This is a genomic window from Streptomyces sp. NPDC051051, from assembly GCF_040682975.1.
Classification (GTDB): Bacteria; Actinomycetota; Actinomycetes; order Streptomycetales; family Streptomycetaceae; genus Streptomyces.
In genome coordinates this window covers 58,538-74,054 of sequence record NZ_JBFBCB010000023.1, presented here as the reverse complement: position 1 = coordinate 74,054, position 15,517 = coordinate 58,538, and the positions used below count along the sequence as shown (strand labels likewise).

The 15,517-nt window shown below is 70.7% G+C and carries 9 protein-coding genes; 6 read left to right on the top strand and 3 right to left on the bottom strand.

Annotated features, from left to right (window positions below; translation table 11 throughout):
* Positions 1–161 precede the first annotated feature (161 nt).
* Positions 162–953 carry a VOC family protein gene (locus AB0N31_RS19020; protein WP_366059542.1) on the top strand — a complete coding sequence of 264 codons (792 nt, stop codon included), beginning with the start codon at positions 162–164 and terminating at the stop codon, positions 951–953.
* Positions 954–1,001: 48 nt separating this feature from the next.
* Here the strand turns inward: AB0N31_RS19020 and AB0N31_RS19015 are convergent, their stop codons facing one another.
* On the bottom strand, positions 1,002–2,054 hold the full coding sequence (locus AB0N31_RS19015) for a LacI family DNA-binding transcriptional regulator (protein ID WP_366059541.1): 1,053 nt from the start codon (positions 2,052–2,054) through the stop codon (positions 1,002–1,004).
* A 108-nt stretch (positions 2,055–2,162) separates the two neighbouring features.
* Positions 2,163–3,119, bottom strand: coding sequence for a multicopper oxidase domain-containing protein (locus tag AB0N31_RS19010; RefSeq protein WP_366059540.1), 957 nt, complete (start codon positions 3,117–3,119; stop codon positions 2,163–2,165).
* A 198-nt stretch (positions 3,120–3,317) separates the two neighbouring features.
* On the opposite strand from AB0N31_RS19010, the gene AB0N31_RS19005 reads away from it, so the two are divergent.
* Together AB0N31_RS19005 and AB0N31_RS19000 are read left to right on the top strand one after the other, a co-directional pair.
* The gene (locus AB0N31_RS19005; protein ID WP_366059539.1) at positions 3,318–5,831 is read left to right on the top strand and encodes a ThuA domain-containing protein; all 2,514 of its coding nucleotides are present in this window, start codon (positions 3,318–3,320) and stop codon (positions 5,829–5,831) included.
* On the top strand, positions 5,828–8,050 hold the full coding sequence (locus AB0N31_RS19000) for a family 16 glycoside hydrolase (protein ID WP_366059538.1): 2,223 nt from the start codon (positions 5,828–5,830) through the stop codon (positions 8,048–8,050). Before AB0N31_RS19005 ends, AB0N31_RS19000 begins: the two co-directional genes overlap by 4 nt.
* A gap of 85 nt (positions 8,051–8,135) precedes the next feature.
* On the opposite strand, the gene AB0N31_RS18995 is transcribed toward AB0N31_RS19000, so the two are convergent.
* Positions 8,136–8,465, bottom strand: a complete 330-nt coding sequence (locus AB0N31_RS18995; RefSeq protein WP_366059537.1) for a hypothetical protein — start codon at positions 8,463–8,465, stop codon at positions 8,136–8,138.
* 284 nt (positions 8,466–8,749) lie between these two features.
* Between AB0N31_RS18995 and AB0N31_RS18990 the strand changes: the two genes are divergently transcribed.
* From AB0N31_RS18990 to AB0N31_RS18980, 3 genes are all read left to right on the top strand, one after another.
* On the top strand, positions 8,750–9,010 hold the full coding sequence (locus AB0N31_RS18990; protein WP_366059536.1) for a hypothetical protein: 261 nt from the start codon (positions 8,750–8,752) through the stop codon (positions 9,008–9,010).
* 333 nt (positions 9,011–9,343) lie between these two features.
* The gene (locus AB0N31_RS18985; RefSeq protein WP_366059535.1) at positions 9,344–10,639 is read left to right on the top strand and encodes a DNRLRE domain-containing protein; all 1,296 of its coding nucleotides are present in this window, start codon (positions 9,344–9,346) and stop codon (positions 10,637–10,639) included.
* A 65-nt stretch (positions 10,640–10,704) separates the two neighbouring features.
* Positions 10,705–15,513, top strand: coding sequence for an RHS repeat-associated core domain-containing protein (locus AB0N31_RS18980; RefSeq protein WP_366059534.1), 4,809 nt, complete (start codon positions 10,705–10,707; stop codon positions 15,511–15,513).
* Positions 15,514–15,517 lie beyond the last annotated feature (4 nt).

Sequence of the window (15,517 nt, the reverse complement as noted above, 5' to 3'; positions counted from 1 at the left end):
TGATGGTGCCCCCGGGGCACGCCGCGGCGCACGGCGGCGCGCCGGGCCCGTCGTCCCGGCTCCGGCAGCGGTTGTCGGTGGGCGGTGCGAGACTCGGCAGAGCACAGAGGCAGCGCACGCAAGCAGTGCGGAGAACGGGGCTTCCGAGGAGGAGGGCGAGGATGCTCACCACCCGTTTCGTCAACGGCGCTCCGAGCTGGCTCGACATCGGCACGTCCGACGTCGACCGCGCGGCCGCCTTCTACGGCGCCCTCTTCGGCTGGCGGTTCCGGTCGGCGGGGCCCGACGCCGGCGGCTACGGCTTCTTCCAGCTGGACGGGAGGACCGCGGCGGGCGGTGTGCAGACCGCTCCGGAGCAGGGCCCGCCGGCGTGGACGGTCTACTTCCGGACAGCCGACGCGGACGCCACGTGCGAAGCGGCCGCGCGGGCGCACGGCAGGGTGCTGTTCCCGCCGCTCGAGGTCGTGGACCGGGGCACGATGGCGATCATCGCCGATCCGGCGGGGGTGCCCTTCGGCGTCTGGCAGCCGGGCCGGCTCGAGGGCGTGGACGTGGCGGGTGAGCCGGGCTCGCTGTGCCGGGTCGAGCTGTACACCCCGGACATCGCCGCGGCGGCCGCCTTCTACTACGCCACCCTGGGCCTGGAGACCGCGGGCGTCCCCTTCCCCACCGGCACGTACACCAGCGTGAATCCGGCCGGGGCGGGCGAGGAGTCCGTGTTCGGCGGGTTCGTGCCGCTGGCCGACGACCCCGCGGAGGCGCCGTACCCGGCGTACTGGCTGCCGTACGTCGAGGTGCCGGACGTCGACGCGGTCGCGGCGCGGGCCGAGGAACTGGGCGGCGGTGTCCGGACGGCCCCGGCGGACGTGGCGGGCGTGGGCCGGATCGCCAAGCTGGCCGATCCGGACGGGGCGCGCTTCGCGGTGATCAGGAGCGAACCCCGGGACGGATGAGGGCAGAGGCGCGGGGCGGCGTGCCCTGCCTTCCGGAGCCGGCCCGCGCTACGCGGAGGCGCGGCGCACCAGGGTGGTCGGCAGGACCAGGCCGTTCGGGGCGGCGGGCTCCCCGGAATCCGGGGCGGACCCCGCGGTGTCGCGGCGGTCGGGGCCGCGCAGCAGGAGGCGGGTCATGACGCGGCCCATCTCCTCGATGTCCTGACGGACCGTGGTCAGGGGCGGGTCGGTCTGTTCGGCCAACGGCACCATGTCGTCGAAGCCGACCACGGCGACGTCCTCGGGCACCCGCAGTCCGCGTTCCCGCAGCACGCGCAGGACGCCCGAAGCGGTGAGGTCGTTGGCGGCGAACACGGCGTCGACGTCCGGGCAGCGGTCGAGGAGCTCGCGCATGGCGCGTTCACCGCCGCCGGGGGTGAAATCGCTCTCCACCACGAGCCGCGGGTCGGCGTCCCCCCTCACGTCCCGGAAGCCCTGGAGCCGGTCCGCCGCGGAGGTCTGGTCCAGCGGCCCGGTGATGTGCGCGACGCGGGTGCGGCCGAGTCCGACGAGATGCCGTACGGCCTCCCGGGCGCCGCCCCGGTTGTCGCTGTCCACGTACCTGACGTCGCACGTGCCGTCGCCCCAGCCGGGGCGGCCGCCGAACACCGTCGGCACCCCGGCGCCCCGGATCAGTCCGGGGAGCGGGTCGTCGACGTGGAGGGAGAAGACGAGGGCGCCGTCGACATGGCCCCCGGCGAGGTAGCGGGCGACCCGGACGTGGTCGTCGCGGCCCTCGGTGAGCAGCAGCACGAGTTGGTTGTCGTGAGCGGCCAGCTCCTTGCTGATGCCGCGCAGTTGCAGGGCGAAGAAGGGGTCGGCGAAGACCCGGGTCTCGGGTTCGGCGATGACGACGGCGACGGCGTCGTGCCGCCTCGTCACCAGGCTGCGCGCGGCCTGGTTGGGAACGTACCCGAGTTCGTCCACCGCGCGCCGGACCCGCTCGACGAGCGGCTCGCGGACCCCGTCACCGCCGTTGACGACCCGTGAGACGGTCGCCCGCGAGACCCCCGCCCGCGCGGCCACTGCCTCCAGCGTGGGACGGGGCGCTGTGTCTCTCACTTCGGGGCTCCTCCTCGGTGCGGTGCGGCTCAGGATAGCCGCGGCGAGGGAGGAGGAGGTGAGAGCGCTCTCGCTGCCGGGGGCGGCGGGTCCGCCGTCCGGGGTCCGTCAGTGCGCGTGGGGGTCGTGGGGCTCGTACCCGGGGATCGTGCCGTCGGGTTTGCGCACCAGGAACAGGCCCACCATCCCCATGTCGGAGTGGCTCTGCACGTGGCAGTGGTACATCCACGCGCCGGCGCCCACGCCCTCCCCCGCGATCACCTGGAAGCCGAAGGAGTCGGCCGGGCCGACGATCTTGTTGTCGACGACCTGGCTGGGGTCGTCCGGGCCGGTGAGCGTGCCGGTGCGGTTGTCGGCCCAGCGATGTCCATGCAGGTGGAAGGTGTGGTAGTACTCGCCGTGCGTGATCATCACGAACTCGACGCGGTCGCCCACGACGGCCTCGAAGTCCGGGCCGCTGTGGGCGGGCCTGTTGTTGATCGTCATGTCGTTGAAGACGATCGTGTGGGTGGCGTCGGGCAGGACGTCGCCCTTGCGCCGGACGATCACCGGTCCGTAGAGGCCCTTGCGGATGCCGCCCGTGCCGTGTTCCGTGCCGACGACGTGGTCGTGGTAGTGCCAGTAGCCCGCGCTGCCGGCCCGCCAGGTGCCGTCCGCGCGGCGGCCGGGGAGGTGGGTGCGCCAGGTGTAGGTGCGCGAGCCGCCCGGTTCCACGTCGCTGTGGTTCAGCGCCGTGCCGTCGCTGGAGGTCTCGTAGTCGAGGCCGTGCACGTGCAGGCTCGCCGGCACGTCCAGGGTGTTCTCGAACTCGATGTGGACGGTGTCGCCCTCGTTCACCTCGATCAGCGGGCCCGGGATCGTGGCCCGGCCCTTCTCGAACCCGTAGCCGAGCTGCCCGTCGGGGAGCTTCTCGGCGTACAGCCTGAGGTGCCGCACCTGGCCGCCGGCCGGGGCCGCCGCGGCCCGGGTGCCGGCACCGGCGGCCCGGGAGGCGGTCGGTGACAACGATGTCGCCGCCGCGGCGCCGCCGAGCAGCACCCGCCGGTTGAAACCGCGTCTGTCCATGCGGAACTCCCCATCCTGACGAGGGACTTGTGGAGGCGTACCGGTGACTTTCGTGATGAGCCCGTGTGACGGTACCGGTCGCCGCACCGTTCATCCACACCCAGGACAAAGTTCGTGCCATTGCGGTCATCGGTATTGGCGAGCCGGGCAAAGGGGTCTAGCTTCCTTGGCGCTGTCGCTGTGACCAGGGAGGTGCCCATGCACTTACGAGGGTTGAGCACGACAAGGGTGAGCGGTGCGCGAAGGGCCGGACGCCGCAGGAGACGGGCCAGGGCGGCCGCCGTGGCCGCCGGGGCCGTCACCGCCGGGCTGCTGTCGGGTCCCGCCGTGCAGGCGCGCCCGGCGCCGGAACCGTCGCCGACAACGATGTCCGTGAAGTCGCCGCCGGGTGGTCCGGGGGTGAACGTCCTCGTCTTCCACGGCTCCGCGGCCGCCGGGGAGGAGTCGCCGGTCGTCGACGCCGGCATCGAGGCGATCGAGGACATCGGCCTCACCGGTGCGCCGGACCAGCGCTTCGAGGTCGAGGCCACCGACGACGCCTCGGTCTTCACCGACGGGGCGCGGCTGGGCGGCTACAACGCCGTCGTGTTCCTGACCGGGGGCGGCGACGTGCTCGATCCCGAGCAGGAGGCGGGCCTGGAGGCCTACATGGAGGCGGGCGGCGGTTTCGTCGGCCTCCACGACGCGGCGCGCGCGGAACCGTACTCGGACTGGTTCACCGGCCTGATCGGCGCCCGCCCGACGGCAAACGGTCCGAGCGCCGTGCAGCGGGCCACCGTCGAGGTGGGCGACCGCCGGCACCCGGCCGGGAAGGACCTCCCCGTCGAGTGGAAGCGCCCCGACCGGTGGCCGAACTGGACGCGCAATCCCTCCGGCACCGTGCACACCGTCGCCCGGGTGCGCGAGACGACGTACCGGCCGGGCGCGGGCGCCAACGGCGCCGACCACCCGATCAGCTGGTGCCGGGACTACGACGGCGGCCGGTCCTTCTACACGGGCATGGGCGGCACGGCGTCCTCGTACGACGAGACGGACTTCCGCGCGCACCTGCGGGGCGCGCTGCTGTGGACGACCCGGCTGGCGCAGGCCGACTGCAAGGCGACCATCGCGGCGAACTACAAGGCCGAACGGCTGACCCGGCCCAACCAGCCGGGCCGCAACGACCAGATCGGTGAGCCGCACGGCCTGGTCACGGCGCCCGACGGCCGGGTGCTGTACATCGGTCGCGGCGGCGCCGACTCCTCCCAGCCCGTCATCACCGACTGGAACGATCCGGACATCGGCAAGGGCAGGGGCGAGATCCACGTCTACGACCCGGCGACCGGGAAGGTGACCCTGGCGGGCGCGTTGACCGTGTTCGGCAACAAGGGCGGCGGTGACGAGCTGGTCAAGGTCGAGGAAGGCCTGCTCGGCATCGAGCTGGACCCGCGGTTCGAGCAGAACGGCTGGGTGTACCTGCACTACACGCCCCACGCGGGGCTCGACCGCGAGAAGCGGACGGCCGAGCGGCGCGTCTCCCGTTTCACGCTCGACCCCGCCACGGACAGACTGGACCTCGGCAGCGAGAAGGTACTGCTGAAGTGGCCGGTGCAGGTGCACAGTTGCTGCCACGCCGGCGGCGGGATGGCCTGGGACTCCAAGGGCAACCTGTACATCGCGACCGGCGACAACAACTCGAGCGGTTTCAGCGGTGGTTACTCCGGCAACAACCCGCAGCCGAACTACCGGGGCGTCTCCTTCGCCGACGCGCGCCGCACCGCCGGGAACACCAACAACCTCAACGGCAAGATCCTGCGCGTCCACCCGGAGCCGGACGGCACGTACACGCTCCCCGAGGGCAACCTCTTCACCGGCCGGGAGACCGACGAGGGCGGCGGCAAGACGCGCGGCGAGATCTACGTGATGGGGGTCCGCAACCCGGCCCGCATCTCCGTCGACCGGCGGACCGACATCCTGTACGCGGGCTGGGTGGGACCGGACGCGAGCACCCCGTCGACGACGTGGGGCCCCGCCAAGTACGACACGTTCGCCGTCATCACCAAGGCGTCCAACCGGGGCTGGCCGTACTGCATGGGCAACAAGCAGCCCTACCGCGACCGCAATCTGCCGGACCCGACGCAGCCGCTCGGCTGGTACGACTGCGACCACCCGAAGAACGAGTCGCCGAACAACGACGGCCTGGTCGACCTGCCGCCGGTCACCGGCAACAACATCTGGTACTCGCCCCAGGGCGGTGCCCCGGACTATCCGCGGGACGCGAGCGGCGTCCCGTCGTACAAGCAGGAGGAGGCCCGCTACCTGTCGCCCTGGCTGAAGGGCGGCGGTCAGGCCGCGATGAACGGGCCGGTCTACCGCTACGACGCGGCGAACGCGAGCCCGGCCAAGTGGCCCGCCTACTGGGACGGCAAGTGGTTCGTCGGCGACTTCTACGACGGCGAGCAGCCGCGCAACGCGGTGCTGATGGACCCGGCGACCCAGGGCGACGGGGGCCTGCCGGTGCACTCCGAGTCGTTGAAGAAAATCGTGCCGGTCGGCAACGACGGCATCAAGAACCTCATGGACTGGAAGTTCGGTCCGGACGGCGCGCTCTACGTCCTCGACTACGGGCGCGGCTTCTTCACCTCCGACGCCAGGTCGGCGCTGTGGCGGGTCACGTACACCGGCGGCGGGCCGACCCCGGCCGCGGGGCAACTGGTGAGGGGGACGCGGTGACGGGGCGACGGAGCGTGTGGACGGCGCTGCTGGCCGCCGTACTGACGGTGCTCGGTCTGCAGGCCGTGCCGAGCGCCGCGCGGCCCGGGCAGGACCCGCCCTCCGCGCCGCCCGCCGCGGCCGCGCAGGTGCTGGCCTGGACGGCGGGCGACGACATCACCAGGTACACGACGGCGCCGACGACGGCGGTGGCGGGACCGGCGACGATCGTCTTCGAGAACAGCGCGGCGACCGGCAACACCACGGGAATGCCGCACACGTTGACGTTCGTGACGAACGACCCCGAGTTCAACGACGACGTGCAGCTGAACGTCCTGGCCAACCCGAACGACGACGCGGGCGGCCGGCACACCGCCGAGGTCACGCTCTCTCCGGGCCGCTACCTCTACCACTGCACGATCCCCGGGCACGGTCAGATGCAGGGCATCCTCGTGGTGACCGAGGGCAGCGGCGAGGACACCACCGCGCCGGAGACGACGGCGCGGGTGAGCGGGGTGCAGAACGCCGAAGGCGAGTACGTCGGGTCGGCGAGCGTGACGGTCTCGGCGACCGACGACGCCGGCGGGTCGGGGGTCGACAGGATCCAGTACGCCGTCGACGCCACGGGCGACTGGCTGCCGTACACCGCACCCGTGGTCGTCGACCGGGTCGGCAGCCACACGCTCCGCCACCGCGCCTTCGACAAGGCGGGCAACGCCTCCGCCGAGAAGACCGTGGCGTTCACCGTGGCTCCCCCGCCCTCCGACGACACCACCCCGCCGGAGACCTCGGCGACGGTGAGCGGGGAACGGAACACCGACGGGACCTATGTCGACATGGCGACCGTCACGGTCACGGCGTCCGACACGGGGTCGGGTGTCGACCGCATCCAGTACGCGGTCGGCACGGCGGGCGACTGGACCCTGTACACCGCCCCCGTCATGCTCCACCGGAGCGGCACCCACACCGTCCGCTACCGGGCCGTCGACAGGGCGGGCAACGCGTCGGCCGAGCGGAGCGTCACGTTCACGGTGGTCGCCGCACCCCCGCGGGACACCACTCCCCCGGTGACCGGCGTGACCGTCGAGGGCACGCGCAACTCCGCGGGCGCCTACGTCGGCAACGCCCGCGTCACCGTCAGCGCGAGCGACGAGGGCGGCTCCGGGGTCGCGGCCGTCGAGTACTCGCTCGACGGCGGGCCCTACCTGGCGTACACCGCACCGGTGATCGTCGACCGGGCCGGCACCCACACGGTGGCGTACCGGGCGAGCGACAAGGCGGGCAACACCGCCGCGGCGCGCAGCGTGAGCTTCGCGGTGGCGGCCGGCGGCGGGGTGCCCGCGCCCGACTGCCCCGAGTGGGACGAGCGGTCGACGGTGATCGTCGGCACGGTCGACAGCGGGGTGCCGAACCGGGTGACCGACAACCGGTGCCGGATCAACGAGTTGATCGAGGACGAGCGGGAGTGGACGTCCCACGCCCTGTTCCTCAAGCACGTGCGGACCGTGCTGGACGGGCTGCTGCGCGGCGGGGTCGTCGACGAGCGGGAGCACGGCGCCGTCCTCGACGCGGCCCGCGCGTCCGGGATCGGCAGGCCGGGGCAGACCGAGGGCTACCGCACGATCATGGACGGCAGTGCGGAGTCCTTCGCCCGGTGGGAGCACGTGGGCGGCGGCTCCTTCACCCCGAACGGCGACGGCTCGATCACCTCGGGCACCACGAGGGACGGTCTCGGGATGCTGTGGTTCCCGCAGCGCAAGTACGGCGACTTCTCGCTGCGGTTGCAGTGGCGGGACGACGCGCCGGGCATCGGGAACGCCAACTCCGGTGTGTTCGTGCGCTTCCCGTGGGTCCACGGCCAGGCCGAGGAGCCGCGTCCGGAGTGGGCGGCCATCAAGTACGGGCACGAGGTGCAGGTGCTGGACCGGCCCGACGGCGACCTGTACAAGACCGGCTCGGCCTACGGCTTCGACCGGGTGGGTCTGGCCGGGGCCGGCGTGACCCAGAAGGGCACCTGGAACGACTACGAGATCCGGGTGGTCGGCCAGCACTACTCGGTGTTCCGCAACGGTGTGCTGATCAACGAGTTCGACAACACCGGCGGACAGGAGTTCTCCCCGCCGCGGGCGGACGATCCGGGCACGGACGGGCGGCGGTTCGCCTCCGGCTACCTGGGCCTCCAGGTGCACGGCACGACGGACGTGGTGTCGTACCGGGACATCCGGATCAAGGACCTGTAGGTGCCCGCGACCGGAGTCGTGTCGCTGTGGCCCGGCCTCGGGGAACACCGGTACAGCGGTTGCCGGTGAGACGATCATGGTCCGATCAGTGTGAGGGTGCTGACGCGGTTCTCGTATTCGCGGCAGGCCTTGCGCTGGGCCGGAACAGCCGGGACGCCCCGGCCGCCGTCGAGCGGCCGGCGGCGGTCGAGGAGCCGGCGGTGCACGGTGGGACAGCGCTGACGCGCAGGCTGTAGCCCTGGCCGCGCCGTACGGCCGCCCCTTGATCGAGCGTGGCGCGCTCGGCGGGCTCCAGTTCGGTGGAGCGGAGGAAGTCGGCGCCCTTGCCCGGCATGTCGAGGGTGACCGGCAGCTCCGGGGCGGGGGCGTCCTCCTCGATGGCGGCGTGGTCGGGCAGGAGGCCGGCGACGGCCATGCGGATCGCGCGCCGCGGCTGACGCCGTGGTCGCGGGCGAGGGCGGCTGTCGAACGCCCTTCCAAGTAGGCGGTGCGCACGGTCTCGGTCTTGTCGGCCGCCACGGCGGGGCGGCGCCCGCCCTTGCTGCCCCTGGCCCCGGCGGCGCGCAGTCCGTCGTAGGTCAGCTCGCGCTGGAGTCCGCCGGCGGCGGCGAGGGTCTGCACCATGAACTTCACGGTGGACAGCAGCTCGCCGGTGCGCGGGTGGCGGGCGGTGAGGTCCATTGCGGAGAACGCGCCGTCGTGGACGCGCAGGGCGAGGCGGTCGCGGCGCAGGACGTCGAGCACGTCGAGGATGTGCCTGGTGCCGCGTACGAGGCGGAACATCTCGGAGATGTGCGCGGTGTCGCCCGGCCGCACGTACGCCAACGGCTCGCCGGACTTCGGCCGCTGGAGGGGGTGCAGGCGGCTGGAGGTGTCCGGGTCCTCCTCGAAGACGGCCGGGTCCTCGATCCCGGATTCCTGAAGGACGAGGTTCTACCGGGCGGTCGACGTCTGGGTTGAATGCCCCATGTCCGCCCGGTGGTCCAGTGACCTCTGGAGTGACCTCGTGGTCGATCCGATGTTCATCCGGCTCACATGCAAGCACGTCAAGCCACTGATGGGTGCGGGCAGGCAACGGTCCTGCGGGACTTCCTCCCTGTGCGTCGAGTCGTGCCGGTTCGCCGTCAGCCCCAGCGTTTACGATCTTGAGGCCCACGATGTGAAAGTTCGATGGGCGAGTCGTGTTACCGCAAGGGAGAAATGATGAAGCGAAGAGCGGGGAACGGGGTGCTCCGTCAACGGCGCAGACCGTCAACGGCCTTGCGCCGAATAGCCATGGCTGTGGCTGCGGTCATGGCGACCCAGGCCGCGACGGTGTCCGTCGCGACAGGTGGGGCGTTCGCGGCTGACTCGGGTGGAGCGGAGGCCATCACGGCTTCCGCGGAGACGAAGTCGGCTGCCTCGTCGGCGGATTCGGTGGCCGCGGCGCTGCTGATGGCCCGGATGCAGGACCGGAAGATCGAGGTGACCTCCGAGCGGACGGACACCTCGACGACCTACGCCCTGCCCTCCGGGGAGTTGCAAACGTCCACGTATGCCGGGCCGATCCGGCAGCAGGTGGACGGCAGGTGGCAGGACATCGACACCGATCTGTCGGACACCGGCGCGTCGCTGGAGCCCGGCGTGGTGGCGGCCGACATTGCCATCTCCGACGGCGGGGACACCGCGCTGGTGTCGGTCGACAAGGGGTCCAAGTCCTTCGGGCTGGGCTGGGAGTCGAAGCTGCCGACCCCGTCGGTGAAGGACGACACCGCCTCCTACGACCTGGGCGACGGCCAGACCCTCACGGTCACCGCGCTCGCTCAGGGCTTCAGCCAGAACGTCGTACTCGACAAGGCGCCGGACCAGGCTCCGGAGTACCGGATCCCCCTGAATCTCAAGGGACTTGAGCTGTCGGTGGCCGACTCCGGGCATCTGCTGCTGAAGGACTCCGGCGGCAAGCTGGTCGCCGAGGCGCCCGCGCCGATGATGTGGGACTCCTCCAAGGACGACGCGTCCGGCGAGTCGAAGCACCAGGCGCCCGTCACCACCAAGGTCGAGACCGCGGATGACGGCTCCCAGGCCCTGGTCCTCGCCCCGGACGCGGACTACTTCGCGCAGGACCTGACCTACCCGGTCACCGTCGATCCCACTTCCACCCTGGCCGTGACCACGGACACCTGGGTGGCGACGAACTACACCGACTCACAGGTCTCCTCGACCGAGCTGAAGTCGGGGACCTACGACGCCGGTTCGACGAAGGCCCGGTCGTATCTGAAGTTCGATGTGTCGGCGTTCAAGGGCAAGCACATCACCGACACCAACCTGGCGCTGTACTCGTACTACTCCTCGACCTGTTCCACCTCCGGCGCGGGGACGCAGGTGCGGCGGATCACTTCGACGTGGTCGTCCACCGACATCACCTGGGCCGACCAGCCGTCCACCACCACGACCGGCGCGGTGACCAACACCGCGGCCAAGGGCTACAGCAGCACCGACTGCCCGGCCGGCACGATGAACTTCGACATCGATGCCATCGTGCAGGCCTGGGCAGACGGCTCGGCCAACTACGGCTGCAGATCGCGGGCGCGAGCGAGACCGACAGTCTGACCTGGCGGCGTTTCCGCTCGGCGAACTACGTCTCCGGGGACGGCTCGACCGAGCCACACCTGACGGTGACGTACAACTCCTACCCGTCGGTGCCGACGGCGACGGCCATCTCGCCGTCACAGGTCAACGCCTACAGCGGCAGGCGGTATGTGACGACGTACACGCCGACGGTGTCGGCGAAGGTCACGGACGTGGACGGTTCGTCGGTCAAAGCACAGTTCGAGATCACCAACGACCCGGCCTACTCCGGGGAAACGTCCTACTCCTACACCGGCACCTCGGCCTCGGTGGTGTCCGGCGGGACGGCGAAGCTGACCATCCCGTCGGCGAACCAGCTGGCCGCGGCGCATCTGCGGATGCGGGTGCGGGGCTATGACGGCACGGACTACGGATCCTGGTCGTCGTACCTCTACTTCGTGCCGAACGTCGCCAAGCCCGTTGCCCCGACCGTCACCTGCGACGCATACACGCAGAACGACTGGACAGCCAAGGCCGACGCTGCCGTGTCCTGCACCCTGGACACCACGTCCTCCGACGGTGCGGGCTACCACTGGGGCCTGGACAACAGCAGCCTGCCGAACAAGAAGCTGGACACCACCAACGGCAACGGCGGTGACGCACTCACCGTCTCCATCGACCCCGCGAACGGCTGGCACACGCTGTACGCGCGCACGGTCGACTCCGGAGGAAACCTGTCTTCGGCCACGACCGCCTACAGCTTCGGCGTCGGCGCGGACGGCGCGGCGATCCTGTCTCCGCAGGACGGCGACGACACCGCCCGCCGCCTCACCCTGTCCGCCAAGGGCCTGACCTCCTACACCGGGGTCACCTGGCAGTACCGCCGCGGGGAGGAGGACTCCTGGCGCACCGTGCCGGTCGGTGACGTCACCGCTTCCGGCAATGCCGTCTCCGCCTGGCCGGTCGCGGTCGCCTCCGGCACCGCGACCAAGCTGGTGTGGAACACGGTGAACACCCTGTCCGAGGACGGTGTGATCGAACTCCGTGCCGCCTTCACCGACGGCACCACCACCGGCCACACCCAGACCGTCGAGGTCACCCTCGACCGGGACGCCGGCACCGCACCGAGCGCCCCCGTGGGGCCCGGATCAGTGAACCAGCTGACCGGTGACTACACCCTGGCCGCCACCGACGCCTCGGCGTTCGACACGACGGTGAGCCGGGTCTTCTCGTCCCGGGCGAACGACACGGACGACGAGGGCCAGGCGCAGATCTTCGGCCCGGGGTGGATCTCGTCCGTCGCTTCCCAGGGCGCTGCCTACACGCAGGTGCGTGCCACCTCCAGCACCTCGGTCGAGGTGCTGAGCGCGGACGGCAGCACCATCGCGTTCACCAGCACCACCGGCGGCGGCTGGAAGGCCCAGCCGGGCCATGAGTCCCTGACCCTGACGGGCACGCTGTCGGGGACGAAGTTCACCCTCACCGACACCGATGCCAACAGCACAGTGTTCGCCAAGGCCGCGTCCGCGGTCTCGACCTGGACCCTGTCGTCCACGGCTTCCGCGGTGGGCGACTCGTCCGTCACCATCGCGTCGGAGTCGGTGGTGGTCGGCGACGACACGCTGGCCCGTCCGAAGTACGTCATCTCTCCGACGCCGGCGGTCACCACGGCCGGCTGCCAGGCGGACCCCTCGACGAAGGGCTGCCGGGTACTGGAGTTCGTCTACGCCGACAGCACCACCGCCACGAGCAGTGCCCTGGGCGACTACAAGAACCGGGTCAAGGCCGTGAAGCTGTGGGCAACCAGCCCGGGGGCCTCCGCTGCCACGACCGAGACGGTCACGTCCTACGCCTATGACGCTTCCGGGAACCTGCGCGGTGTGTGGGATCCGCAGATCAGCCCGGCGCTGAAGACGACCTACACCTACGACTCGGACGGCCGCCTCGCGACCCTCACCGAGCCGGGGGAGCTTCCCTGGACCTTCAGCTACGGCACGGCCGGCTCCGCGCTGACCTCCGGTGCAGGCATGCTGCTGAAGGCCTCGCGCTCCGCGCTCGCCCAGGGGTCGAACAGCGACGTCTCCGGTACGGCAGTGACCAGCGTCGTCTACGACGTCCCGCTGTCCGGCTCCACAGCTCCGTACCAGCTGGACCAGGACACCGTCACCGGCTGGGCCCAGGACGAGGCGCCGACCGACGCCACGGCGGTCTTCCCGCCGGGCTCGTCGCCTTCCTCCCACACCGGGAGCGCCCTCGCCGCCGACGCATACACCACCGCCACCATCACCTACATCGACGCCAACGGTCAGGAAACCAACACCGCCACACCCGGCGGCTCGATCACCACGACCGAGTACGACGAGTTCGGCAACACGGTTGCCGAACTGAGTGCCGCCAACCGTGAACTGGCGCTGGGTACCGCTACTGGTGCCGACACGCTGGCCGCGCTCGGTCTGGCCGACCTGTCCACCGCGGACCGCGCCCGGCTGCTGGCCGTGGTCTCCGAGTACTCCTCCGACGGTGAGCGCCTGCTGGACGAGTACGGTCCACTGCACGAGGTCACCCTCACCAGGCAACTGGCGGGTTCCACCGCCGAGTCCACCCTCCCGGCGGGATCGGTCGTCCCCGCGCGCACGCACACCTCGTACGCCTACGACGAGAACCGTCCCTCCGACGCCGAGTTGTCGGACCTGGTGACCACCACCAGGACCGGCGCCTTTGTCGACGGGTACGGTACGGACGCGGATGTCCGCACCGTGACCACCGCCTACGACTGGTCCACGGGCCAGACGACGGCCAGCGGCGGCGACGACACCACCGGCACGGTCGCCACCTACGACTCCGCCGGGAAGGTGGCCACCACCCGTACCGCGGGATCCAGCGGAACGGACGCCGCGACCGTCAAGTACGAGTACTACACCGCCGACGGCACCGGCACCTGCGAGAGCCGACCGGAGTGGGCGGGCCTGGCCTGCCGCACCTCACCGGCGGCCGACATCACCGAGGGAGGAACCAACCCCGACGAGACGGTGACCACGGTCTACACCTACGACCGGTGGCTCCAGCTCGCCACGAAGACCGAGACCGCCAATGGCGTGACCCGCACCACGACCATCACCAAGGACAACGCGGGACGGCCGGTAAGGACGACCATCAGCGGCGGCACCGGAAAGGACGTCCCGGCCACGACGGTCACCTACAACGAGACCAACGGCCGACTGTCCCAGCGGACCGCGAACGGGCAGACCATCGCCTACACCTACGACACCCTCGGCCGTCCGACGTCGTACGGCGACGGCGCCGGCAACGTCACCACCACCTCCTACGACATCCTCGACCGGCCCGTGAAGGTCACGGACTCGGCTCCGTCCACCGTGACCTACGCGTACGACACGGCCGGCAACCGAAAGTCGCTCACGGACTCGGTCGCGGGAACCTTCACCGCGTCGTACGACGCCGACGGCACCCTCGTCTCCGAGTCCCTGCCCGGCGGCACCACGCTGACCATCGGCACGGACACCACCGGCACCGAGACGGGCCGGGTATATGCCGATGCCAACGGCACGGCGATCGTCTCGGACACCGTCCGCCACAACGCACGCGGTGAACAGGTCGGACACACCCAGACCGACGGCTCCACCACAGACACGGCCTACACCTACGACAGTGCCGCACGCCTCACCCAGGCCACCGACACCACCGCCACCGGCTGCACCACCCGCGCCTACACCCTTGACGCGAGCAGCAACCGCACCGCGCTGAAGACCACCACGGACGACTGCGACAGCAGCACCGACGATGCCGCCACGGCCTCGACGTCGTACGACCACGACAGCGCGGACAGGCTCATCGCGTCCGGCGTGGCCTACGACGCGTTCGGCCGAACCACCACCAGCGGCAACAGCACACTGACCTACTACGCCAACGACCTCGTGAACAGCGAGACCGTCGGCACCAGCCGCCGCACCTGGTCCCTGGACCCTGCCGCGCGACTGGCCGTGTCCGCCGACCAGACCCAGGCGACGGACGGGTCCTGGACCACCACGGGCAGCATCACCAACCACTACGGCTGCGACTGCGACAGCCCCAGCTGGAGCAAGTCCTCGTCAGGCGCCGTCAGCCGCAACGTGGCCGATCTGACCGGCACTCTCGCGGCGGTCACCACGGCCTCGGGTGACACGGTGCTCCAACTGTCCAACGTCCACGGGGACATCACGGTCCAGCTCCCGCTGGACACCTCCGTGGCGCCGACCGTCCAGCAGTACGACGAGTACGGCAACGCACTCGACGGAACGGTATCGACCGCATACGGATGGCTGGGCTCCTACCAGCGGGACAGCGGCACGCTCAGCGGCATCACGCTCATGGGCGTCCGGCTCTACGACGCCGGAAGCGGCCGCTTCCTCCAGAGCGACCCGGTGTACGGAGGAAACGACAACAGCTACGAGTACTGCCGCGGAAACCCCGTCTCCTGCACGGACCTCAGCGGCGCCTACTCCTACACGTTCACCTACTACATCGGTGCGTACTTCAGCTCCGCCAAGACGGTGTTCAAGTGGATCCGCAATCATTTCTGGGTGTTCCCCCTCAGCGGATGCGGCGCCACCCTCAACCGAGGCGAGCGATGCAACCTCAAGCCCGTGCTCGGTCCCGTCAAGGTGGAGAAGCTGACCTCGACCTACTTCCAGTTCCTCTCCCTGAAGGGGCACTTCGAAGGACCCGGCAAGCGGCTGAGGTTCACCTTCAGCAAGAGCTGGGGAGTGATCTCCATGAAGGTCAAGGCATGGGGCCCCAACAACACCAGATGCAACAACAACACGCTCTGCTCGACAGCCAACAAGATCGCGGCGCGGACCGGATTCGCAGCGTTCGCTTCCAATATCGCGTTCTACACGTCGCTCTACGGGATCTGGTGATCAC

Coding starts and splice junctions, on each gene's coding strand:
- AB0N31_RS19020 (WP_366059542.1), top strand. CDS start 162: ATGCTCACCACCCGTTTCGTCAACGGCGCTCCGAGCTGGCTCGACATC.
- AB0N31_RS19010 (WP_366059540.1), bottom strand. CDS start 3,119: ATGGACAGACGCGGTTTCAACCGGCGGGTGCTGCTCGGCGGCGCCGCG.
- AB0N31_RS18995 (WP_366059537.1), bottom strand. CDS start 8,465: ATGGCCGTCGCCGGCCTCCTGCCCGACCACGCCGCCATCGAGGAGGAC.
- AB0N31_RS18985 (WP_366059535.1), top strand. CDS start 9,344: ATGGCGACCCAGGCCGCGACGGTGTCCGTCGCGACAGGTGGGGCGTTC.
- AB0N31_RS19005 (WP_366059539.1), top strand. CDS start 3,318: ATGCACTTACGAGGGTTGAGCACGACAAGGGTGAGCGGTGCGCGAAGG.